The sequence below is a fragment of the Paracoccus salsus genome (genome assembly GCF_021556615.1).
GTDB classification, from domain to species: Bacteria; Pseudomonadota; Alphaproteobacteria; order Rhodobacterales; family Rhodobacteraceae; genus Paracoccus; species Paracoccus salsus.
In genome coordinates, this window is record NZ_JAKGGD010000003.1 from 287,847 (window position 1) to 306,721 (window position 18,875).

Consider the following 18,875-nt stretch of genomic DNA (forward strand, 5'->3'; position numbering starts at 1 on the left):
AGATGTCCCCGAAAGGTATCCTCGGAAAAATGCTTCCCCATCTCAGGAAGGACATTAAGCGGGTCAGATCGAAATCGGGTCCCGCACCCTCCGTCTCGGACAGGACGGGGCGGCCTTGGCTGCCCCGTCATCCCCGGCTTTCGCCGGGAAACTCTCAGTTGGCGGTCGCCGAAACGACGTCCACCGACACGCCCGGTCCCATGGTCGAGCTGATCGAGACCTTTTTCATGTAGGTCCCTTTCGCGCCCGACGGCTTGGCCTTCTGCACCGCGTCGACGAAGGCGCGCAGGTTCTGGGCCAGCTTGTCCTCGTCGAACGAGACCTTGCCGATCCCGGCATGCACGACGCCCGCCTTCTCGGCCTTGAACTGGACCTCGCCGCCCTTGGCGTTGTTGACCGCGGCGGTCACGTCCATGGTCACCGTCCCGACCTTGGGGTTCGGCATCAGGTTGCGCGGACCCAGGATCTTGCCCAGGCGGCCGACCAGCGGCATCATGTCCGGCGTCGCGATGCAGCGGTCGAACTCGATCTTGCCGGACTGGATGGTCTCCATCAGGTCCTCGGCGCCGACGATATCCGCACCGGCGGCCGTGGCTTCGTCAGCCTTGGGGCCACGGGCGAACACGGCGACGCGAACGTCCTTGCCGGTCCCGGCCGGCAGCGTCACGACGCCCCGCACCATCTGGTCCGCATGGCGTGGATCGACGCCAAGGTTCAGCGCGATCTCGACGGTCTCGTCGAACCGGGCCGACGCGTTGCCCTTGACCAGCTTGACCGCGTCCTCGACGGTCAGATTGCTCTTGCCTTCGAAGGCGGCGCGGCCCGCGGCTTTTTTCTTTGCGATCTTCGCCATGGTCTAGCCCTTTACCTCGATACCGATCGACCGGGCCGAGCCCAGGATGATCTTCATCGCCTGATCGACATCGTTGGCGCTGAGATCGGCCATCTTGGCCTCGGCAATCTCGCGCACCTGCTTCACGGTCACATGGCCCGCGACATTGCGGCCCGGCTTGTCCGAGCCTTTCGGGCGGTTCCGCTTGCCGACCGACTTCAGGCCGGCCGCCTTTTTCAGCAGGAACGACGCCGGCGGCGTCTTCGTCTCGAAGCTGAACGACTTGTCGCCGTAATAGGTGATCACCACGGGAACGGGCGAACCCTGCTCCATTTCCTGCGTCCGAGCGTTGAACTCTTTGCAGAACGCCATGATGTTGATGCCGCGCTGACCCAGTGCGGGGCCAACGGGGGGCGACGGGTTCGCCTGACCCGCCTTGATTTGCAGCTTAAGCTGCCCGACGACTTTCTTGGCCATCTGGCCTTCTCCTTATCATCACGCCCCGGAAAGGGGCCGACTTAGCGGTGCGGCGTCAGCCTCCCGCGTCCAATCACGAGGCCTTGGAGACCTGCGTGAATTCCAGTTCGACCGGCGTCGGCCGGCCAAAGATCGAAACGGTGACCTTGATGCGCGACGACACCTCGTCCACCTCTTCGACCATCCCCGAAAAGCCCTCGAACGGCCCGTCGGTGACGTTCACCTTCTCACCCACATCAAAGCGAATCAGGTTCCGCGGCGCCGCCACCTCACCGTCAGCGGTGCGGTTGAGGATGGTGTTCACCTCCTCGTCACGCATCGGCATGGGCTTGCCCTGCGCACCGAGGAAGCCGGTGACACGATTGATCGAGTTCACCAGGTGATAGGTCCGGTCCGACATGTCCATGCGAACCAGGACATAGCCGGGCATGAAGCGACGCTCGGACGTGACCTTCTTGCCGCGACGGATCTCGATCACCTCTTCCGTGGGAACCAGAACCTCTTCGATTTCTTCCTCGAGGCCCTTCTCGACGGCGGCCTGCCGAATCGCCTCGGCGACCTTCTTCTCGAAGTTCGACAGGACGCTGACCGAATACCAACGTTTTGCCATGTGCCGATCGACCCCTGCTCGTGCCTGGGGAATCACCCGCGTGCTGCGTGCAACCCCCTGAATTCAAATCAGTCCAGAAAAATTGAAACAGGCGCGCATGCGAATTCGATGCACGCCGTTTGCCGGACAGTCGGGGGCAGATACCGCCGCGCGCCCGGGATTGCAAGCCCCGATCAGCCGCCCAGTGCCCGCAGCCCTTCGGTGAGGCCAAAGCGGATCGCCAGATCCACGAGGAAAAAGAACAGGCTGGTCAGCGCGGCCATGATGAACACCATGATCGTCGTGGTGATCACCTCGCGGCGGTTGGGCCAGGTGATCCGGGCGGCCTCGGCGCGGACCTGATTGATGAACTGGACGGGATTGGCCACGGACGGCTCCTTCGCGAAATCAAGCTGTCGTGTAACCGGCGGCGCCCGGCGATTCAAGCCCGCAGAAGGTCATCTCAAGCGCAGGTTATTGCCGCAACCACGCCCGGCCTACCGGACCGCCGCTCCATCACCGGCCAGGACTGCCACGCCGCGAGGGACAGGAGGCCAGCTTCGCCTCTCCAGCCAAGGCTGCCAGAAGGTCACCGGCTGGTGCTTGCGAACGGCCTGGCAGGGGCAGGGGGACTCGAACCCACGACCCTCGGTTTTGGAGACCGATGCTCTACCAACTGAGCTATACCCCTGTGGCCGTGGGACCGTTTACGGCAGAGCCGCGAACGGTGCAAGAGACTTTGAGCGATTGAGAAAGGCCGCGGGCGGCGGGCGCGGCGATACCGGTCTGGCGGTGATCGTCGTCAGCCGTGCCGGGGCCACCGGCGGCAAAACACCCCCTATTCTGCTGCATCGGCGGCAAGAAACCCGCCGGACTGGCGTGACCACAGCCGCGCATACAGTCCGCCGCCCTGCAACAGTTCGGCATGGCTGCCCTGTTCCACGATCCGCCCCTGATCCATCACCACCAGACGGTCCATCGCCGCGATGGTCGATAGCCGATGGGCGATCGCGATCACCGTCTTGCCCTGCATCAGCATCTCCAGACGCGACTGGATCGCCGCCTCGACCTCGCTGTCCAGTGCGCTGGTCGCCTCGTCCAGGATCAGGATCGGGGCGTCCTTCAGCGCCACCCGCGCGATCGCGATTCGCTGGCGCTGGCCGCCAGACAGCTTGACGCCCCGCTCTCCGACATGGGCGTCCAGCCCGCGCCGGCCGTAGCTGTCCGACAGACCCGGAACGAAGCCATGCGCCTCGGCCATCTGCAGCGCCTGCGAAATCTGATCCTCGGCCGCATCGGGGCGGCCATAGGCGATATTCTCGCGCACGGAACGATGCAGCAGCGAGCTGTCCTGCGTCACCACCCCGATGGCCGCGCGCAGGCTGTCCTGGGTGACCCGCGCGATGTCCTGGCCGTCGATGCTGATCCGCCCGCCCTCGATATCGTGAAACCGCAGCAGCAGGTTCACCAGGGTGGACTTGCCGGCGCCGGACCGGCCGACCAGCCCCACCCGCTCGCCAGGCGCGACCTGCAACGTCAGATCGTCAAGCACCGGCAGGGGGCGCGCGCCGGGAATGCCGCCATAGCGAAAGGTGACGCGGTCAAAGCGCACCTCGCCCGGCCCGGGTCGCAACGCGACCGCGCCCGGCGCATCCAGCACCTGCCGCGGCAAGGCGAGGCTGGAGATGCCGTCGCGCACGGTCCCGATATTCTCGAACAGAGAGGCGAACTCCCACGTGATCCAATGCGCCATGTTGTTCAGCCTCAGCGCCAGCGGGACCGCGACCGCCACGGCGCCGACCGCGACCCGCCCCTCGGACCACAGCCACAATCCCAGCGCGGTGACGGACCCGACCAGCGCCACGTTGATGATGTTCAGTGCCACGTCCTGAATCGTGCTGAGCCGCATCTGGCGGTGAACGGTGTGCAGGAAGGCGTCCATTCCGTCGCGCATCCAGGCCTCTTCCCGTGTCGAATGCGAGAACAGCTTGACCGTCGCGATATTGGTATAGCTGTCCACCACGCGCCCGGTCATGGCCGAGCGCGCATCGGCCTGATCCTGGGCGACCCGCCCCAACCGCGGGACGACCTGCCAAAGCATCACGCCATACGCGACCGCCCAAGCCAGGAAGGGCAGTGCCAGGCGCCAGTCCTGGCTGGCCGCCAGCGCGAGCGCGCCAAGGAAGTAGACCAGCACATAGCTGCCCACATCCATGATCTTCATGGCGACCTCGCGGACGGCCAGCGCCGTCTGCATCAGACGTTGCGCAATCCGGCCCGCGAACTCGTCCTGGAAATAGCCGATCGACTGGCGCAGCAGATAGCGGTGCGCCTGCCATCGGATGCGCTGGGGAAAATTGCCCATCAGCGACTGGTGCAGGACCAGAGAGGCAAACAGGTTCAGGACCGGCAGGCAGACCAGCAACACGACCGCGATGACCGCCAGCCGTGCCCCCTCCTGGGACCAGAAAACCTCGCGCGGGGTGTCGGACAGGCGATCGACCAGATCGCCCAGCCAGCCGAAAAGCATCACCTCGATCACGGCGATCACGGCCGAAAACAGGCCGACCGCCACCAGCCAGGGCATCGCGCCATGGCTGTAATGCAGCAGGAACGGCCACAAGCCGCGCGGCGGCGTGCCGGGGATATCGGACGGATAGGGATCGATGCGTCGTTCGAACCACGCGAACATGGGGTCCCCGGATTTGCGGCGGCACAGTCGGCAGGACAGAAGTGCTGGCCCGGGCGCGCGGCCAAGTCAAGCGGGCCGGCAACGGACGACCGTGCCGCGCTGATCTTTGATGGTCGATGGAACGATCCCCGGCCGGGCCGTGTTGACGTGCCGAATGCCGCGCGGGAAGCGTGGCCACGCCAGCCGCAAGGAGAATGCGATGACCATCAAGAACCTCAAGGACCTGTATCTGGACCAGCTGAAAGACCTGCATTCGGCCTGCAAGCAGTCGATGCCCGTGGTGACCGATCTTGGCCGCGCCGCGCAGTCGAAAGAGCTTACCGAGGCGCTTATCGCCGGCAATCAGGGCATCTCGCGCGGGATGGAGGTGCTGGCCGAGTTGTGCAACCGCCACGGCGTCGATCCGACCGGCGAACATTGCAAGGGCATGGAAGGTCTGGTCTTCGAGGCCAGAAAACACGGGATCGACACCGACTACGCCGATGCGGATGCCCGGGATGCGGCAATCATCACCCAGTATCAGCGCATGGCGCATTACGCGATCGCCGGTTATGGTTGCGTGCGGACATTCGCCAACCGGCTTGGCCTCGACGCTGACGCGGGTGCGTTGCAGGAATGCCTCGACCACACCTGGGAAGGTGACCGCAGGATGACGAAGATCGCCGAGAGCGGCGTCAACATGGCGGCTGTGGACGGCAAGTGATGCCGTCTGCGGGCGGGGCCTGTGGCCCCGTGGCTCAGTCTCGCGGCGGCGCGGTCATGCACCAGTGCCGCCGTTCTTTCGGGTTGAGGCGCACGGCCTCGATCATCCGCCGCAGGCGCTTGCCCATCCCCCAACCGCGATAGCGGATCTGCGATTGCTGCAGCAACGCGACCAGTTCGCCCGCATCAAGCCCCGCGACGCGGCGTTCCTGAAGATCCTCACGGGTCGGCGTGCGAATGCAGCGAAACAGCAGTGATGTCTTGCCGACATGGGCGAGAGGCTGGAAGAATTCCGCCAGCAGCAGCATGTGGGGAGGCAGCCAGAACTGGTCCCAGGCCAGAAAATCCTGATGATTGACGACCGATCGTCCGGCCACCAGGTGGGGGTAGAACGCGTCGGCGATGTGGTCTGTCAGCTGCGGCGTCTTTGCGGCGTCCACGATCAGCAGCGAGATGGGGCCGTCATCGATGCTCCAACCCATCTGCAGGATGTCGCCGCGATGAAGATGCAGACGGTCCTGCCAGGGCGCGAGCAGGCGGCGCGCGAGCGGCAGCATGTCCTCTCCATCGAAGGGCGGAATGCCGTGGGCATAGAGATGCGCCTGCTTGGCCTTGGGATCGGCGGTGAACCGATCATAGGCGTGGATCGCCGCAGGGCTTCCTGCGTCTTGCAGCCCCTGTGCCAGTCGCGCGGTCGAGCCACCTGCAAACGACCCCAGATCGACCACCGCGCCGTCGCCTCCGATCGCGTTTCTGGCCAGCCAATAGTAAAGTCGCTGCTCATGCGGATGAAGCATGGTCGGAACCGACCGGGCGCTGCCGAGCGCCGAGTTCGGCACCGCGCGCCACGGATGAGCCGCGTAATCAGAGGGGATCGAAAAGGCGCCGGACATGGGCGCGACCTTGCCGCGGGCCGGGCGAAAGTCAAGCCTCGCCTGGGAAGCGGCCTATCGGCGTGGCGATGCATCAGGCCTGAATTGCGCCTTCCGCCCCCTTTGGCCCGGGCCCGGGCGCCGAGCTGGGCGCACATTCGGTCACCCCGTGTAATCCGCATCCGTGACGTGGTCCTGCCAGTCCACCGCGCGGCCGTCCTGGCGTTCCTGAATGGCCAGGTGGCACATCGCGCGATCTGGCGAGGCGCCGTGCCAATGGCGTTCGCCCGGCTCGAACCAGACCACGTCGCCCGGATGCAGTTCCTCGATCCGGCCGCCTTCGCGCTGCGCGCGCCCAAGACCCGAGACGACAAGCAGTGTCTGGCCAAGCGGATGCGTGTGCCAGGCGGTCCGCGCGCCGGGTTCGAACGTCACCAGCACCGCGGCCACGCGCGCAGGATCGGGCGCCGTGACAACAGGCTCCATGCGGACCCTGCCGCTGAACCACTCGGCAGGGCCCGTGGTCGAGGCGCGGCTGGCGTTTCGGGTAATCTGCATGGCGGGCTCCTTTCGCGTGACGCTGGCACTCAAGCCTGCCAGCGATCATGCCGAATTGCCAAGGGCAATGTGGCCGCCTCGACGCAGGTCGGGGCGGCCCGCTGCGGCGAGGCGCTGCCGGTCAGAGATTGCCAGCCGACATCTCGCTGGCGATATGGTCCGCCTGCCGGATCGCCAGGGCGACGATCGTCAGGGTCGGATTCTCGGCCGCGCCGGTGGTGAACTGGCTGCCGTCGCTGACGAACAGGTTCGCGATGTCATGGCTTTGCCCCCATTTGTTGACCACGCCGTCCTCGGCCCGTTCCGACATGCGATTGGTCCCCAGATTGTGCGTCGATGGGTAGGGAGGCGTCGGCAGGGTGCGCGTCGCACCGACCGCCTTGTAGATCGCCTGTCCCTGCCCGTAGGCGTGGTTGCGCATCGCGATATCGTTCGGGTGGTCGGTGAAATGGACATTCGCCACCTTCAGCCCGAACTTGTCCTCGGTGTCGGACAGGGTCACGCGATTGTCGGCCTGGGGCATGTCCTCGCCCACGATCCACAGGCCGGCCATGTTCTCGTAGCTGTCCAGCGCCGTGGTGAATTCGCGCCCCCAGGCACCGGGATCAAGGAACGCCGCCATGAACGGCAGGCCCAGCGCCAGCGTCTCAAGCTCGTATCCGCCGACGAAACCGCGCGAGGGGTCGTGCCTTGCCTCGTCGCGGATGATCCCGGCCATGGTCGTGCCGCGCCACATGCGCACCGGCCGTTCGAAGGTCGCATAGACCGAGCCGGTGGTGTGCCGCATGTAGTTGCGCCCGACCTGGCCGCTGCTGTTGGCCAGCCCGTCCGGGAACCGGGACGAGGCCGAATTCAGCAGCAGCCGTGGACTTTCGAAGCTGTTCCCCGCGACGCAGACGATCCGCGCCCTCTGCATCTGCAGATTGCCATCCTTGTCGAAATACTCGACGCCGGTGACCTTGCCGGCATCGTCATGCCGGATGCGGGCGGCATGGGCATTGTCGCGAACCTCCAGATTGCCGGTCGCCTCGCCGCGCGGGATGTCGGTATAGGCCGCGGACCATTTCGCGCCCCATTTGCAGCCCTGAAAGCAGAAGCCGGTCTGCTGGCACGCCATCCGGTCATCGTATTCGACGCTGTTGATCGCCATGTTGCCGGTGTGGACGTCCTGGTAGCCAAGCGCCTTGGCGCCCTTCTCGAAGACCAGATAGTTGTTGCAGCCCGGCAGGCGCGGCCGGTCGCCCGTGCCGGTCACGCCAAGCTTGGCCTCGGCCTTGTCATACCACGGTGCCATCTCGGCCGCGTCGATGGGCCAGTCCAGCAGGTTTGCGCCCGCGACCGGACCGTAACTGGACAAGGCCTTCCATTCGTGGTCCTGAAAGCGCAGCGACGCGCCGGCCCAATGGACCGAGGTCCCGCCCACCGCCTTCACGATCCACGCGGGAAGTCCCGAGAAATCTCTGGCCACCCGCCAGTCGCCACTGGTCGGTCCAGGCCAGTTGCCCGAAGCTCTCCCATTCGTCGTTGAGATAGTCCTCGGGCAGGTAGCGCCCGCCCGCTTCCAGCGCCACGACCCTGACTCCCTTCTGCGCCAGTTCGTTGGCCAGCACGCCGCCACCCGCACCGGTGCCCACGATGACGACCACGCTGTCGTCGGTCAGTTCGAATTTTTTTGCCTCAGCCATGGTTGCTTGCCCTCCTCACAGCCAGTCGATGTCGTCGAAGCCGCGGTTGACATAACCGCCCTCAGAAAAGGACTCGCCCTGATAGCCGAAGATCGGCCAGATCTCTTTCTGGTTATAGAGCCCGGTCACCAGCCCGCCCCGCACGGTCTGGAAGAACGCGGTATCCTCGACACTGTGCAGGATCGCGACCCGCTCGGCCTCCCAGCCGGCGGCCAGATAGCTGTCAAAGCCCGCGGCCTGCGCGGCGGCATCCAGCGCGGCGATGCCATCGGCCACCTCGGCCTTGTGGTCCTCGGCGTCATAGCCCTTGACGGCAATGGCGTAGAAGCGGTCGCCCACCTTGTCATGCGGATAGATGTCGCGCGCCATCTGCAGCAGCGTTGCCATTTCGTGCTCGCTGATCGCGCTGACCTCGACCGCCCATGCGGCATCGGGCGCGGCGATGAAGCCCGCCCCCGCCACCGCCATGGCACCGGCCGCCGCGGCCCGCGACAACAGCGCGCGCCGGGTCAGCCCCTGCTTGCTCGGTTGAGACATGGTTCCTCCTCCCCTGTTGTTGGTCGGCGGTCCCTCCCCGGACCGCCGTTTTCGTCACTTGAAGCGGCCACCCCGCTTCAGCACCTCGATCTGGTAGCCATCCGGGTCGGCAATGAAGAAGAAGCGCGCGATCACCTCGCCGCCGGGCGCGAAATCCACCAGCTTGCGCGGGCCAAGGCCCAGAGCCTCCAGACGTGCATGCAGCCCGTCCACATCCTCGACGGAAAAGGCGACATGGCCATAGCCGTCGCCAAGGTCGTAGGGCTCGGTCCGGCCCTTGTTCACCGTCAGCTCAAGCTCGGTGTCGCTTTCCGCATTCGCGAGATAGATCAGCGTGAAGCTGTCGAAATCCAGCCGGTCAACGACCGTCAGCCCGAAACAGGTCTCGTAGAACGCAACCGAACGCGCCTCGTCCAGAACGCGGATCATCGAATGGATGTATTTCGCCATGCCGGGCCTCCCATGCCTGTCCGTCATCGGGCAAGTCTAGAAGGCGCGGTGCGGGCGCGGGTAGTAACGGGCTACTACAGGGGCGATTTCGCGCTATTCGGCGGCGATCGCCGGGCGCGACAGGTGGGGATCCTCGCCCAGATGGATGGTGCAGGCGCAGCGCAGCAGCGAGGTGAAGTTGCGCGCCTCGCCATGCCGTTCCAGCACCTCGCCATGCAGCCTGGAAATGAACGCCGGGGTGCTGAGCCCCTCGCGCGTGGCGATGTCGTCAAGAATGCGCCAGAAGGCCCGCTCGAGCCGGATCGAGGTCGATTGCCCGTTCAGCCGCAGGCTGCGGGTGACGGTTTCATAGCGTTCGGGGTCCTGGCCCGCGAAGATCTGGCACATCTTCATGATCTCGGATGATGGTGGATACGCAATTTTGCGGCAGATCGCCGGTTCGGTCAACGTATCCCTTCGGATGGTCCGGCTGTCCGGTGCGGTGTCGCGGTCAGGAAAAGTCGGCTCCCTGGTCGGGGTTGATGGTCCATGTGAAGGTGATCTCGTCGCGGTCATCGCCTCGATAAGCATCCCTGATATCAAGCACGTGAACAAGCGCTTGGTGACCTGCGGTGTTCCGCAAGACCACAATCTGGCCCTCTCGCGGCAGGACATGGCGGCTGCTGAAATCGAAGACGGTCGCATCGCGGATCTCCTCGAATGTCCCCGCACCTTGCGCCAGGGCGACAGCCTCCACGTCGGAAGTATCACGATAAAAAATATATTCTCTCGCCGCTCGCCCCTGAAAATTGCAAGGTGAACGAAAGCTCTTCACGACCGATGCTGAATCTGCGGTCGTTGCTGGAATGGTCGCATGACGCGCGGCCGCTCAGACGGCGATCGCGATAGCTGGGCTTCCAGGGCCAATACGATGCCATCAGGGTGGCGGTCCCGCCAACGAAGACCACCATGGGCTCCATCGGAAACGCCGAGCCGATGACCTCCAGCACGAACCAGATCAGCGACAGCGCCAGGAACACTAGTCCAAGCGCTGCGAGTATCCTTTTCTGACCCTTGGCAAGCCGGTATAGTTGCGTATGAGTCATCGTTCAGCAGGACCTTTCCGTTCAGCGTTATCCGACCGGACATAAGAGAAGGGGCCGCCCTTTCGGACGGCCCCTGTCACGCAATGTCGTTGCGGATCACTCGATGATTTTCGAGACGACGCCTGCGCCGACGGTGCGGCCGCCTTCGCGGATGGCGAAGCGCAGCTTTTCTTCCATGGCGATCGGGGCGATCAGCTCGACCTCGAATTTCAGGTTGTCGCCCGGCATCACCATCTCGGTGCCTTCCGGCAGCTTGACGGTCCCGGTGACATCCGTGGTGCGGAAGTAGAATTGCGGGCGGTAGTTCGCGAAGAACGGCGTGTGGCGGCCGCCTTCCTCCTTGGTCAGGATATAGGCCTCGGCCTCGAACTTGGTGTGCGGGTTGACCGATTTCGGCTTGCACAGCACCTGGCCGCGCTCGACCCCGTCACGCTCGATTCCGCGCAGCAGAACGCCCACATTGTCGCCCGCCTCTCCGCGGTCCAGCAGCTTGCGGAACATCTCGACGCCGGTGCAGGTGGTCTTCTTGGTCGGGCGGATGCCGACGATTTCCAGCTCGTCGCCCACGTTCACCGCGCCACGCTCGACCCGGCCCGTCACGACCGTGCCGCGGCCCGAGATCGAGAACACGTCCTCGATCGGCATCAGGAACGGCTGGTCCACGGCGCGCTCGGGCGTCGGGATGTAATCGTCCACCGCCTTGATCAGCTCGCGGATCGAGTTCTCGCCGATCTCGGGATCGCGGCCTTCCATCGCCGCCAGCGCCGAGCCCTTGACGATCGGAATGTCGTCGCCCGGATAGTCGTAGGAGGACAGCAGCTCGCGCACCTCCATCTCGACCAGTTCCAGCAGCTCCTCGTCATCCACCTGGTCGACCTTGTTCAGGTACACGACCATGTAGGGGATGCCGACCTGGCGGCCCAGAAGGATGTGCTCGCGCGTCTGCGGCATCGGGCCGTCGGCCGCGTTCACCACCAGGATCGCGCCGTCCATCTGCGCCGCTCCGGTGATCATGTTCTTCACGTAGTCGGCGTGGCCCGGGCAGTCCACATGCGCATAGTGGCGCGCATCGGATTCGTATTCCACATGCGCCGTCGAGATCGTGATCCCGCGCGCCTTCTCCTCGGGGGCCCCGTCGATCTGGTCATAGGCCCGGAAATCGCCGAAATACTTCGTGATCGCTGCCGTCAGAGTCGTCTTGCCGTGGTCAACGTGACCAATCGTCCCGATGTTAACATGCGGTTTGTTACGTTCGAACTTTGCCTTTGCCATCTAGGGCCTCCTGATCGCGGGGCGTGGCGTGACAGGCCCCCGGAATTTTGCGTGCGCCGCGATGTATAAGGCAGCACGGAAAAAATCAAGGGTGCCCGGACCGGCCGTCGCAGGTTCCTGCGGATCGCCGGAAACCTTGCGGCGGGCGCCTGGAACCGCTTTGCTGTCAGCGGCGTTCACAGTCTCAAACGGGTCGGCTTCTGCGGCCCTCCGACAACGAGAGGATGGATCATGAGCTTGATGAAAACCCTTGCCCGCGTGGCGGCCGGCGTGATGCTTGCCAAGGGAGTCGGTGCCGTGATGAGCAACCGCCAGCAGCAATCGCGCAACGACAGCGGCCGGACAGCGCGGCAGGGCAGCAGTGGCGGGTTGCTGGGCGACCTTCTTGGCAACAACACCACCGGTTCGGGCGGCAGCCTGACCGATCGGCTTGGTCAGGTGCTGGGCGGCCGCAGCGGCGCGGCCGGCACCGGTCGCCCCTATGGCGGGGCAGGCTCGACCGGCGCCCAGGGCGGCCTTGGCGGCATCCTCGACAGCCTGACGAATCGCGGCGGCAGCAGCGGTGGCGGGCTGAGTGACATTCTGGGTCAGTTGGGCGGCGGCGGCACGGGCCGCGGCACGGGCGGATCGGCGGGCGGATCGGCGGGCGGATCCGCGGGCGGCGGCCTGGGGGACCTGCTTGGCGGCCTTCTGGGTGGCGGCGCGGCGGGTGGCGCGGCGGGCGGGTCACTGGCGCGGAAGGATTCGCAGGATCGCAACGACGCCACCTTCGGCGAGCTTTTCAACGACGCCGTGGCGAAGGCCGACGAGCCCGAAATCGCCCCGACGCCGGAACAGAACGCCGTCGCGGGGTTGATGCTGAAGGCGATGATCCAGGCCGCCAAGTCGGACGGCAAGATCGATGAGGCCGAAAAACAGCGCCTGCTGGGCCATCTGGGCGATGATCTTGACGATGACGAACGCCAGTTCATCCGCGAGCAGATGGCCGCGCCGGTTGATGCCGCGGCGCTGGCGCAAGACGTCCCGAAGGGTCTGGAGGCGCAGGTCTATCTGATGTCGCTGATGGCCATCGACTTCGACAGCAAGGAAGAAGCGCAATATCTGCACAGCCTCGCAACGGCGCTTGGGATCGACCGGCAGGTCGTGAACGACCTGCACCGGGAGGTCGGCGTCACTTTGCTGTACAGCTGAAAACGCAGGATTCGCGCTCGCGGTGCAGGGCCTTCCGCCAACCGGGCCTGGCAAGCTTTCGGGCCATGGAAGTCGCGTGATCGGCCTTCAGTCCGGTTGATCGATCGCCACCTGTCTGGCACTGTACCCACCATAGGCAATCATCATATTTTTCAGAAGGATCAAACCATGCGCCTGATCAAGTCAGCCCTTGTCGCCGGCCTCATCGCCGTTCCTGTTCTCGCAACCGCTCAGTCGGGCGAAGACGCGCTTGAGGCGCGCCACGGTTACATGCGGATGCTGGCCATCAACATGGGCACGCTGGCCGGCATGGCGAAGGGCGAGATCGAGTACGACGAAGCCGCGGCCTCGACCGCCGGCGCGAATATCGCGGCTCTCAGCCAGTACGGCGCCGTGGCGCTGTTCGTGCCGGGAACCGCCAATGGCGAGATCGACGAGTCGGACGCGCTGCCTGCGATCTGGGAAAAGCCCGAGCAGTTCGCCCAGAAATTCACCGCCTTTGCCGAAGTTGCCTCCGGCGCATCGGAGGCGGTGAAAGGCGGGCAGGACAATGTCGGTCCGGCGCTGCAAAAGCTGGGTGGCACCTGCAAGGATTGCCATGACGACTTCCGCAAGCCCGAATGAGTCCTGTTCGAGAGGCGCGACGCGCCCGGGTCTGGGACCCGGCGCTGAGGGCATTTCACTGGATTCTGGCGGCGCTCGTGATCGCGAACTGGCTGCTTGGCCAGTTCGGACCCAACGTGATGACGCTGCATTTCTGGCTTGGTTACAGCATCGCCGGGTTGCTGCTGTTCAGGATCGTCTGGGGGTTGGTCGGTCCGGCACCGGCGCGGTTTGTCAGCTTCATCCGCGGTCCGCGCGCCATCCTGGACTACATGCGCCATCTCGGCAAACGCGAACCGAGCCTTTGGCCGGGCCACAATCCGCTTGGGGCATTGTCCGTCGTGGCGATGTTGCTGGCGCTGATCTGGCAGGTCGGGACCGGTCTGATCTCGGACCCGGAGGACTTCATCAATGTCGGGCCGCTGGCCGATCAGGTCTCGTCTGCCACCGCCCGAAAGGCGGTCGGCTGGCACCATCTTGGCGGCTCGATCATCCTGATCCTTGTGCTGCTGCACGTCGCGGTGATCCTGTATTACCGCTTCTGGAAGAACGAGGATCTGGTGCGACCGATGATCACCGGCTGGAAGTGGGTTCGACGCCGCTAGAGCCCAGCCTGCCGGATCGGGGAAGACGGTCGCGTGAACCGGAGGATGGCGCCGAAGCCGTCGCCCGGCATCAGGCGAACCGGTTGTCGCGGGGGAAGCCGCGCGGTGCCATGCGCCCCGCGGTGGCGCGCTTGCCCAGCCATTCCGTCAGGTCGCTTTCGGTGCGGGTCTTGCCGCCTGCCATCGGCCAGCTCAGCCCATCCGCCAATGTCAGGCACACGGCGTCGCTGAGACCGCCATCCTTGAACTTCTGAAGCCTCACACCCTTGCCGCGCGCCATCTCGGGCAGTTCCGACAGGGGGAAGACCAGCATCTTGCGATTGTCGCCGACCACCGCGACATGGTCGCCCGATACCTTGCGGCAAAGCAGCGCCGTGCCGTTCAGAACCTGCTTGCCGGTCTTGGTCTGGGCCAGAATGTCGCCTGCCTGGACGACGAACCCGTCCCCGGCCTTCGATGCGAGCAGATATTTCTCGCCCTCGCGCCACGGAAAGACGCAGATGACCTCGGCCTCGTTGGGCATGTCGACCATCAGTCTCAAGGGCTCGCCCATGCCACGCCCGCCGGGCAGGGTGTTGGCGGGCAGCGTGTAGAAGCGGCCGTTGCTGGCAAAGACCATCAGCTTGTCGGTCGTTTCGGCGTGCAGCGCCAGCCCCGGCCCGTCGCCATCCTTGAATTTCAGCTCTGCATCCAGCGGCTGATGACCCTTCATTGCGCGGATCCAGCCCATCTTCGACAGGATCACGGTCAGGGGCTCGCGTTCGATCATGGAATCCATGTCGATCGGTTCGACATCGGCCGCCTCGGTAATGCGGGTCCGGCGCTGGCCCTCGGGGGTGGACTTCCCGAACAGGTTGCGCACGTCTTTCAACTGGTCGCCGATGCTCGCCCATTGCGCGCCCTCGTCGGCCAGCATGGCCTGCAACCCCTCGCGTTCCTCAAGCAATGCGTCACGCTCGGCGCGCAGTTCGATTTCCTCAAGCTTGCGCAGCGCCCGCAAGCGCATGTTCAGGATTGCCTCGACCTGGATGTCGGACAGCGAAAATTCGGCCATCATCACCGATTTCGGCTCGTCTTCGTAACGGATGATCTCGATGACCCGGTCCAGATTCAGATAGGCGACCAGATAGCCCTCCAGCACCTCGAGCCGGGCGGCGATCTTGTCCAGCCGGAACGTCGCGCGCCGGATCAGAACCTCGCGGCGGTGATCCAGGAAGGCCCGCAACACCTCCTTGAGGGAACAGACCCTGGGCACCCTGCCGTCGATCAGAACGTTCATGTTCAGGCTGAACCGCACCTCGAGATCGCTGACGCGATACAGCGCGGCCATCAGCTGTTCGGGATCCACGGCGCGGGTGCGGGGCTCCAGCACGATCCGCACATCCTCGGCGGATTCGTCGCGGACATCGGCCAGGATCGGTATCTTCCTGGTCTGGATCAGTTCGGCGAGCCGTTCGATCAGCCTGGATTTCTGGACCTGGTAGGGGATCTGCGTGACAACGATCTGCCACTGGCCGCGCCCCAGATCCTCCTGCTGCCAGCTTGCCCTGACGCGAAAGCCGCCGCGACCGGTGCGATAGCTTTCAGCGATCGAATCGCGGCTTTCCACGATCACCCCGCCGGTCGGGAAATCCGGCCCCTGGATGATGCCCGCCAGCGTGTCGTCGCGCGCATCCGGCGTCTTGATCAGGTGCAGGCAGGCGTCGATGACCTCGTGCAGGTTATGCGGCGGAATGTTGGTGGCCATGCCGACCGCGATGCCCGATGCACCATTCGCCAGAAGGTTCGGAAAGGCCGCGGGCAGCACCACGGGCTCGGTCAGCGTGCCGTCGTAGTTGGGGCGGAAATCGACCGAGTTCTCGGCCAGGCCGTCCATCAGCGATTCCGACGCCTGCGCCAGTCGCGCCTCGGTGTAGCGGGCGGCGGCGGGATTGTCGCCGTCGATATTGCCGAAGTTCCCCTGCCCGTCCACCAGCGGATAACGCATCGCGAAATCCTGCGCGAGCCGCGCCATCGCGTCATAGATCGCCGCGTCGCCATGCGGGTGGTAATTGCCCATCACGTCACCGGTGATCTTCGCCGATTTCCGGAACGCGCCATTCGGCGACAGCCGCAACTCACGCATCGCGTAAAGGATGCGGCGATGCACCGGCTTCAGGCCGTCGCGCGCATCGGGCAGCGCGCGGTTCATGATCGTTGACAGCGCATAGGTCAGATAACGCTCGCCGATGGCGCGGCTCAGCGGTTCGGCCTGGGTGTTCTGTTCGGGGTCGAAGGGCAGATCGTCGGACATGCGCCACTGGATAGGCCGCGCCGCCGCCCCGGTCCAGCCGGAAAATCGTGGCGACGGAACGGTACCGGACGCGATGGCGTTGACCATCGCGATGGGTTAAGCAGACGGCAACGCGGCCTGCGAGGGACGATGACAGCGGGATGATACGACTGTTTGTGCTGATGGCGGTGACGCTGGCCGCGCTTTATGCGGTGATGTCGGTCTATGGTGCGGGCAACCCGCGCGCCGAACTTCGGCAGGCGCAACCCGCCCCGTCGCGCAGCGCCGCACGGGATGCCGGCAGTCGCAGCGTCCTGTCTGCGCCAGATCCGGCGCCGCTTGTCCTCGAGCCTGACGATCCGCCGCCTGCCGAGATGGTGCCGGCAAGCGAGCAGACGCCCGCAAGGGTCCGGGACTTTCCCGGCCCGCCGCTGCGCCCCTCGCCCGAGTATCGGGGCGCAGCCTCCGAGGCTTCTGCGCCCGGGCCGTCCGGCGCGACCGGGCCGATCCTGTATGTCACCGGCACGCGGGTGAATTTCCGCGCCGGCCCGTCCACCGGCGACCGGGTGATCGGGGCCCTGAACGGGGGCGAGGCTGTCGAGGCCCTTGGCCCCCCCGACAGCGACTGGGTCAATATCCGCGACAGCGACGGGCGCGTCGGATACATGTCCGGCCGGTTCCTGTCCGACACTCCGCCAGGCTGAGATGGCAGGCCGGGTCCTGATCACCGGATGCTCGTCCGGGATCGGCCTCGATGCCGCACGACGGCTACAGGCCGAGGGCTGGCAGGTCGTCGCGACCTGCCGGAACGCAGACGACATCGCGGCCCGGCAGGCTGAGGGGATGTCCTGCCTTCACCTCGAACTGTCCGATCCCGACAGCGTCGCGCGGCTGGTGGATCAGGTGCTGGCGGGTGGGCCACTGGACGCCCTGGTCAACAACGCGGCCTTCGCCCTGCCCGGCGCGGTCGAGGACATCTCTCGCGATGCGCTGCGCTCGATCTTCGAGGCGAACCTGTTCGGGACGCACGACCTGACGGTTCGCCTGATTCCGCATTTCCGTGCGCGCGGGGGCCGGATCGTCACCATAAGCTCGGTCCTGGGGCTGGTCGGCATTCCCTGGCGCGGCCCGTATGTGGCGACGAAATTCGCGCTGGAAGGGCTGAGCGACGTGCTGCGGATCGAGATGGCCAATACCGGCGTCAAGGTCATCCTGATCGAGCCCGGCCCGATCACCAGTCGCATCCGCCTGAACGCCATCCCGCATTTCGAGGCCTGGGTAAACTGGCGGGGCAGCGCGCGCGCGGATGAATACCGGTCTGTCCTGCTGAAGCGGCTCTACGAGCCCTCCGGCAAGGACCGTTTCGAACTGCCGCCCTCGGCGGTCAGCGACCGGATCCTGCGCGCCCTGACCGCTTCGCGACCAGCGCCGCGCTATTATGTCACGACCCCCACACGGCTGTCAGGCATCGGTCGGAGGATTTTGCCAACCCGCGCACTGGACTGGTTCGCGCGCCGCAGCTAGGGTCGCCGGCGAAAGGCGGTTTCCATGCAAGACAAGCCCCTGTTCTACGTCGTCGTTCTGGCGGTCCTGCTGGTCCTGGTCATCCTGGCGACCGGCATCGGCGGCTTTGCCCGCGGCGGCGAATTCAACCGCAAGCACGGCAACCGGCTGATGCGCTGGCGGATCATCGCGCAGGCCGTGGCCATCGCCCTGATCCTGCTGTTCATCTGGCTGAGGTCACGCTGATGGTCGTCCTGAACAAGATCTACACCCGCACCGGCGACAAGGGCGACACCGCACTGTCGGACGGCAGTCGCGTGGCCAAGCACGATCCGCGCGTCGAGGCCTATGGCAGCGTGGACGAATTGAACGCGACGCTCGGGCTGTGCCGACTGCACGCCAGCGGCCGGATGGCCGATCGGCTTGCGGTCATCCAGAACGACCTGTTCGACCTGGGTGCGGATCTGGCGCGCCCCGGCATGGCGGCCGACGAACAGGCGCCCTATCCGGTGCTGCGAATCATCGACGCTCAGGTCGTCCGGCTGGAATCCGAGATCGACGAGATGAACGCCGATCTGCGCCCGCTCCGCAGCTTCATCCTGCCCGGAGGGTCAGCCCTGGCCGCATATCTGCACCTGTCGCGCACCGTGGCGCGCCGGGCCGAACGTCGCGCGACAGAGCTTGCAGCGGCTGGCGATGTGAACGGCGCCGCGGTGCGTTACCTGAATCGGCTCAGCGACTGGCTGTTCGTGGCCAGCCGCCAGGCCAATGGCGGCGGGACCGAGGATGTGCTGTGGGTTCCCGGCGCCAGCCGTTAGCGACGGACTTTCTCGCATCGCGTCGCCTCGCCGCCGCAAACGCTGCGTCCAAGGACGTTTTTCCGCTGTAAATGCGCAAGGCCTGCCGCTAACAACGCCTCGACATATGACGCAATCAAGGGAGAGAAGCCC

Annotated in this window: 22 protein-coding genes, 1 tRNA gene and 1 pseudogene; 9 read left to right on the plus strand and 15 right to left on the minus strand. The window is 65.5% G+C overall.

Annotated features, from left to right (window positions below; all coding sequences use genetic code 11):
* Positions 1–154: 154 nt before the first annotated feature.
* The 6 genes from rplA to L1965_RS07995 all read right to left on the minus strand — a co-directional run bounded on the left by rplA (position 155) and on the right by L1965_RS07995 (position 4,590).
* Positions 155–853, minus strand: coding sequence for a 50S ribosomal protein L1 (gene rplA / locus L1965_RS07970; RefSeq protein ID WP_235755891.1), 699 nt, complete (start codon positions 851–853; stop codon positions 155–157).
* 3 nt (positions 854–856) lie between these two features.
* Positions 857–1,309, minus strand: a complete 453-nt coding sequence (rplK, locus tag L1965_RS07975) for a 50S ribosomal protein L11 (RefSeq protein ID WP_235755892.1) — start codon at positions 1,307–1,309, stop codon at positions 857–859.
* Positions 1,310–1,382: 73 nt separating this feature from the next.
* A complete protein-coding gene (gene nusG / locus L1965_RS07980; protein WP_235755893.1) occupies positions 1,383–1,919 on the minus strand; it encodes a transcription termination/antitermination protein NusG in 537 nt (178 codons plus the stop codon).
* 173 nt (positions 1,920–2,092) lie between these two features.
* Positions 2,093–2,287, minus strand: coding sequence for a preprotein translocase subunit SecE (gene secE, locus L1965_RS07985; RefSeq protein ID WP_235755894.1), 195 nt, complete (start codon positions 2,285–2,287; stop codon positions 2,093–2,095).
* Positions 2,288–2,513: 226 nt separating this feature from the next.
* A tRNA-Trp gene (locus L1965_RS07990) sits at positions 2,514–2,589 on the minus strand.
* Between the two features lie 147 nt (positions 2,590–2,736).
* Positions 2,737–4,590, minus strand: coding sequence for an ABC transporter ATP-binding protein (locus L1965_RS07995; protein WP_235755895.1), 1,854 nt, complete (start codon positions 4,588–4,590; stop codon positions 2,737–2,739).
* 199 nt (positions 4,591–4,789) lie between these two features.
* On the opposite strand from L1965_RS07995, the gene L1965_RS08000 reads away from it, so the two are divergent.
* The gene (locus L1965_RS08000; protein WP_235755896.1) at positions 4,790–5,293 is read left to right on the plus strand and encodes a DUF892 family protein; all 504 of its coding nucleotides are present in this window, start codon (positions 4,790–4,792) and stop codon (positions 5,291–5,293) included.
* A 34-nt stretch (positions 5,294–5,327) separates the two neighbouring features.
* Here the strand turns inward: L1965_RS08000 and L1965_RS08005 are convergent, their stop codons facing one another.
* From L1965_RS08005 to L1965_RS08030, 6 genes and pseudogenes are all read right to left on the minus strand, one after another.
* The gene (locus tag L1965_RS08005; RefSeq protein WP_235755897.1) at positions 5,328–6,185 is read right to left on the minus strand and encodes a class I SAM-dependent methyltransferase; all 858 of its coding nucleotides are present in this window, start codon (positions 6,183–6,185) and stop codon (positions 5,328–5,330) included.
* Positions 6,186–6,326: 141 nt separating this feature from the next.
* Entirely contained in the window at positions 6,327–6,722 is a 396-nt protein-coding gene (locus L1965_RS08010; protein ID WP_235755898.1) for a (R)-mandelonitrile lyase, read from the minus strand.
* A 121-nt stretch (positions 6,723–6,843) separates the two neighbouring features.
* Positions 6,844–8,407 (minus strand): annotated as a pseudogene (locus tag L1965_RS08015) (GMC family oxidoreductase).
* Positions 8,408–8,422: 15 nt separating this feature from the next.
* On the minus strand, positions 8,423–8,944 hold the full coding sequence (locus tag L1965_RS08020) for a Twin-arginine translocation pathway signal (protein ID WP_235755899.1): 522 nt from the start codon (positions 8,942–8,944) through the stop codon (positions 8,423–8,425).
* Positions 8,945–8,998: 54 nt separating this feature from the next.
* Positions 8,999–9,394, minus strand: a complete 396-nt coding sequence (locus tag L1965_RS08025) for a VOC family protein (RefSeq protein WP_235755900.1) — start codon at positions 9,392–9,394, stop codon at positions 8,999–9,001.
* A 93-nt stretch (positions 9,395–9,487) separates the two neighbouring features.
* Positions 9,488–9,781, minus strand: a complete 294-nt coding sequence (locus tag L1965_RS08030) for a ribbon-helix-helix domain-containing protein (protein ID WP_235756133.1) — start codon at positions 9,779–9,781, stop codon at positions 9,488–9,490.
* Positions 9,782–9,785: 4 nt separating this feature from the next.
* Here L1965_RS08030 and L1965_RS08035 point away from each other — a divergent pair, with 4 nt between their 5' ends.
* Positions 9,786–10,193, plus strand: coding sequence for a hypothetical protein (locus tag L1965_RS08035; RefSeq protein WP_235755901.1), 408 nt, complete (start codon positions 9,786–9,788; stop codon positions 10,191–10,193).
* On the opposite strand, the gene L1965_RS08040 is transcribed toward L1965_RS08035, so the two are convergent.
* Complete coding sequence (locus L1965_RS08040) at positions 10,141–10,479, minus strand: hypothetical protein (RefSeq protein ID WP_235755902.1); 339 nt, start codon at positions 10,477–10,479, stop codon at positions 10,141–10,143. The genes L1965_RS08035 and L1965_RS08040 overlap by 53 nt on opposite strands.
* A 96-nt stretch (positions 10,480–10,575) precedes the next feature.
* Positions 10,576–11,751 (minus strand): elongation factor Tu, encoded by a 1,176-nt coding sequence (gene tuf, locus L1965_RS08045; protein WP_235755881.1) that lies wholly within the window; start codon positions 11,749–11,751, stop codon positions 10,576–10,578.
* Positions 11,752–11,982: 231 nt separating this feature from the next.
* Here tuf and L1965_RS16045 point away from each other — a divergent pair, with 231 nt between their 5' ends.
* The 3 genes from L1965_RS16045 to L1965_RS08060 all read left to right on the plus strand — a co-directional run bounded on the left by L1965_RS16045 (position 11,983) and on the right by L1965_RS08060 (position 14,150).
* Positions 11,983–12,942, plus strand: coding sequence for a DUF533 domain-containing protein (locus L1965_RS16045; protein ID WP_277882949.1), 960 nt, complete (start codon positions 11,983–11,985; stop codon positions 12,940–12,942).
* 168 nt (positions 12,943–13,110) lie between these two features.
* Positions 13,111–13,566 carry a c-type cytochrome gene (locus L1965_RS08055; RefSeq protein ID WP_235755903.1) on the plus strand — a complete coding sequence of 152 codons (456 nt, stop codon included), beginning with the start codon at positions 13,111–13,113 and terminating at the stop codon, positions 13,564–13,566.
* Positions 13,563–14,150: a cytochrome b/b6 domain-containing protein gene (locus L1965_RS08060; RefSeq protein WP_235755904.1), complete on the plus strand. Its 588-nt coding sequence runs from the start codon at positions 13,563–13,565 to the stop codon at positions 14,148–14,150. Before L1965_RS08055 ends, L1965_RS08060 begins: the two co-directional genes overlap by 4 nt.
* Positions 14,151–14,220: 70 nt before the next feature.
* Here the strand turns inward: L1965_RS08060 and parC are convergent, their stop codons facing one another.
* Positions 14,221–16,443: a DNA topoisomerase IV subunit A gene (gene parC, locus L1965_RS08065; protein ID WP_235755905.1), complete on the minus strand. Its 2,223-nt coding sequence runs from the start codon at positions 16,441–16,443 to the stop codon at positions 14,221–14,223.
* 140 nt (positions 16,444–16,583) lie between these two features.
* Between parC and L1965_RS08070 the strand changes: the two genes are divergently transcribed.
* From L1965_RS08070 to L1965_RS08085, 4 genes are read left to right on the plus strand one after another with little or no spacing between them, the layout of a single operon-like run.
* Entirely contained in the window at positions 16,584–17,126 is a 543-nt protein-coding gene (locus L1965_RS08070) for an SH3 domain-containing protein (RefSeq protein ID WP_235755906.1), read from the plus strand.
* A 1-nt stretch (position 17,127) separates the two neighbouring features.
* Entirely contained in the window at positions 17,128–17,946 is an 819-nt protein-coding gene (locus L1965_RS08075) for an SDR family NAD(P)-dependent oxidoreductase (RefSeq protein WP_235755907.1), read from the plus strand.
* Positions 17,947–17,970: 24 nt separating this feature from the next.
* Positions 17,971–18,171 (plus strand): twin transmembrane helix small protein, encoded by a 201-nt coding sequence (locus L1965_RS08080; protein WP_235755908.1) that lies wholly within the window; start codon positions 17,971–17,973, stop codon positions 18,169–18,171.
* The gene (locus tag L1965_RS08085; protein WP_235755909.1) at positions 18,171–18,743 is read left to right on the plus strand and encodes a cob(I)yrinic acid a,c-diamide adenosyltransferase; all 573 of its coding nucleotides are present in this window, start codon (positions 18,171–18,173) and stop codon (positions 18,741–18,743) included. Before L1965_RS08080 ends, L1965_RS08085 begins: the two co-directional genes overlap by 1 nt.
* Positions 18,744–18,875: the final 132 nt, after the last annotated feature.

What these genes read in the sequence shown, in the direction of transcription:
- rplA (WP_235755891.1), bottom strand. Translation starts at nt 853, where the DNA reads ATGGCGAAGATCGCAAAGAAAAAAGCCGCGGGCCGCGCCGCCTTCGAA.
- L1965_RS08060 (WP_235755904.1), top strand. Translation starts at nt 13,563, where the DNA reads ATGAGTCCTGTTCGAGAGGCGCGACGCGCCCGGGTCTGGGACCCGGCG.
- L1965_RS08075 (WP_235755907.1), top strand. Translation starts at nt 17,128, where the DNA reads ATGGCAGGCCGGGTCCTGATCACCGGATGCTCGTCCGGGATCGGCCTC.
- tuf (WP_235755881.1), bottom strand. Translation starts at nt 11,751, where the DNA reads ATGGCAAAGGCAAAGTTCGAACGTAACAAACCGCATGTTAACATCGGG.
- L1965_RS08025 (WP_235755900.1), bottom strand. Translation starts at nt 9,394, where the DNA reads ATGGCGAAATACATCCATTCGATGATCCGCGTTCTGGACGAGGCGCGT.
- nusG (WP_235755893.1), bottom strand. Translation starts at nt 1,919, where the DNA reads ATGGCAAAACGTTGGTATTCGGTCAGCGTCCTGTCGAACTTCGAGAAG.
- L1965_RS08000 (WP_235755896.1), top strand. Translation starts at nt 4,790, where the DNA reads ATGACCATCAAGAACCTCAAGGACCTGTATCTGGACCAGCTGAAAGAC.
- L1965_RS08020 (WP_235755899.1), bottom strand. Translation starts at nt 8,944, where the DNA reads ATGTCTCAACCGAGCAAGCAGGGGCTGACCCGGCGCGCGCTGTTGTCG.
- L1965_RS08085 (WP_235755909.1), top strand. Translation starts at nt 18,171, where the DNA reads ATGGTCGTCCTGAACAAGATCTACACCCGCACCGGCGACAAGGGCGAC.
- L1965_RS08070 (WP_235755906.1), top strand. Translation starts at nt 16,584, where the DNA reads ATGATACGACTGTTTGTGCTGATGGCGGTGACGCTGGCCGCGCTTTAT.
- L1965_RS08010 (WP_235755898.1), bottom strand. Translation starts at nt 6,722, where the DNA reads ATGCAGATTACCCGAAACGCCAGCCGCGCCTCGACCACGGGCCCTGCC.
- L1965_RS07995 (WP_235755895.1), bottom strand. Translation starts at nt 4,590, where the DNA reads ATGTTCGCGTGGTTCGAACGACGCATCGATCCCTATCCGTCCGATATC.
- L1965_RS08040 (WP_235755902.1), bottom strand. Translation starts at nt 10,479, where the DNA reads ATGACTCATACGCAACTATACCGGCTTGCCAAGGGTCAGAAAAGGATA.
- L1965_RS08035 (WP_235755901.1), top strand. Translation starts at nt 9,786, where the DNA reads ATGATCTCGGATGATGGTGGATACGCAATTTTGCGGCAGATCGCCGGT.
- L1965_RS08005 (WP_235755897.1), bottom strand. Translation starts at nt 6,185, where the DNA reads ATGTCCGGCGCCTTTTCGATCCCCTCTGATTACGCGGCTCATCCGTGG.
- rplK (WP_235755892.1), bottom strand. Translation starts at nt 1,309, where the DNA reads ATGGCCAAGAAAGTCGTCGGGCAGCTTAAGCTGCAAATCAAGGCGGGT.
- L1965_RS08055 (WP_235755903.1), top strand. Translation starts at nt 13,111, where the DNA reads ATGCGCCTGATCAAGTCAGCCCTTGTCGCCGGCCTCATCGCCGTTCCT.
- parC (WP_235755905.1), bottom strand. Translation starts at nt 16,443, where the DNA reads ATGTCCGACGATCTGCCCTTCGACCCCGAACAGAACACCCAGGCCGAA.
- L1965_RS08030 (WP_235756133.1), bottom strand. Translation starts at nt 9,781, where the DNA reads ATGTGCCAGATCTTCGCGGGCCAGGACCCCGAACGCTATGAAACCGTC.
- L1965_RS08080 (WP_235755908.1), top strand. Translation starts at nt 17,971, where the DNA reads ATGCAAGACAAGCCCCTGTTCTACGTCGTCGTTCTGGCGGTCCTGCTG.
- L1965_RS16045 (WP_277882949.1), top strand. Translation starts at nt 11,983, where the DNA reads ATGAGCTTGATGAAAACCCTTGCCCGCGTGGCGGCCGGCGTGATGCTT.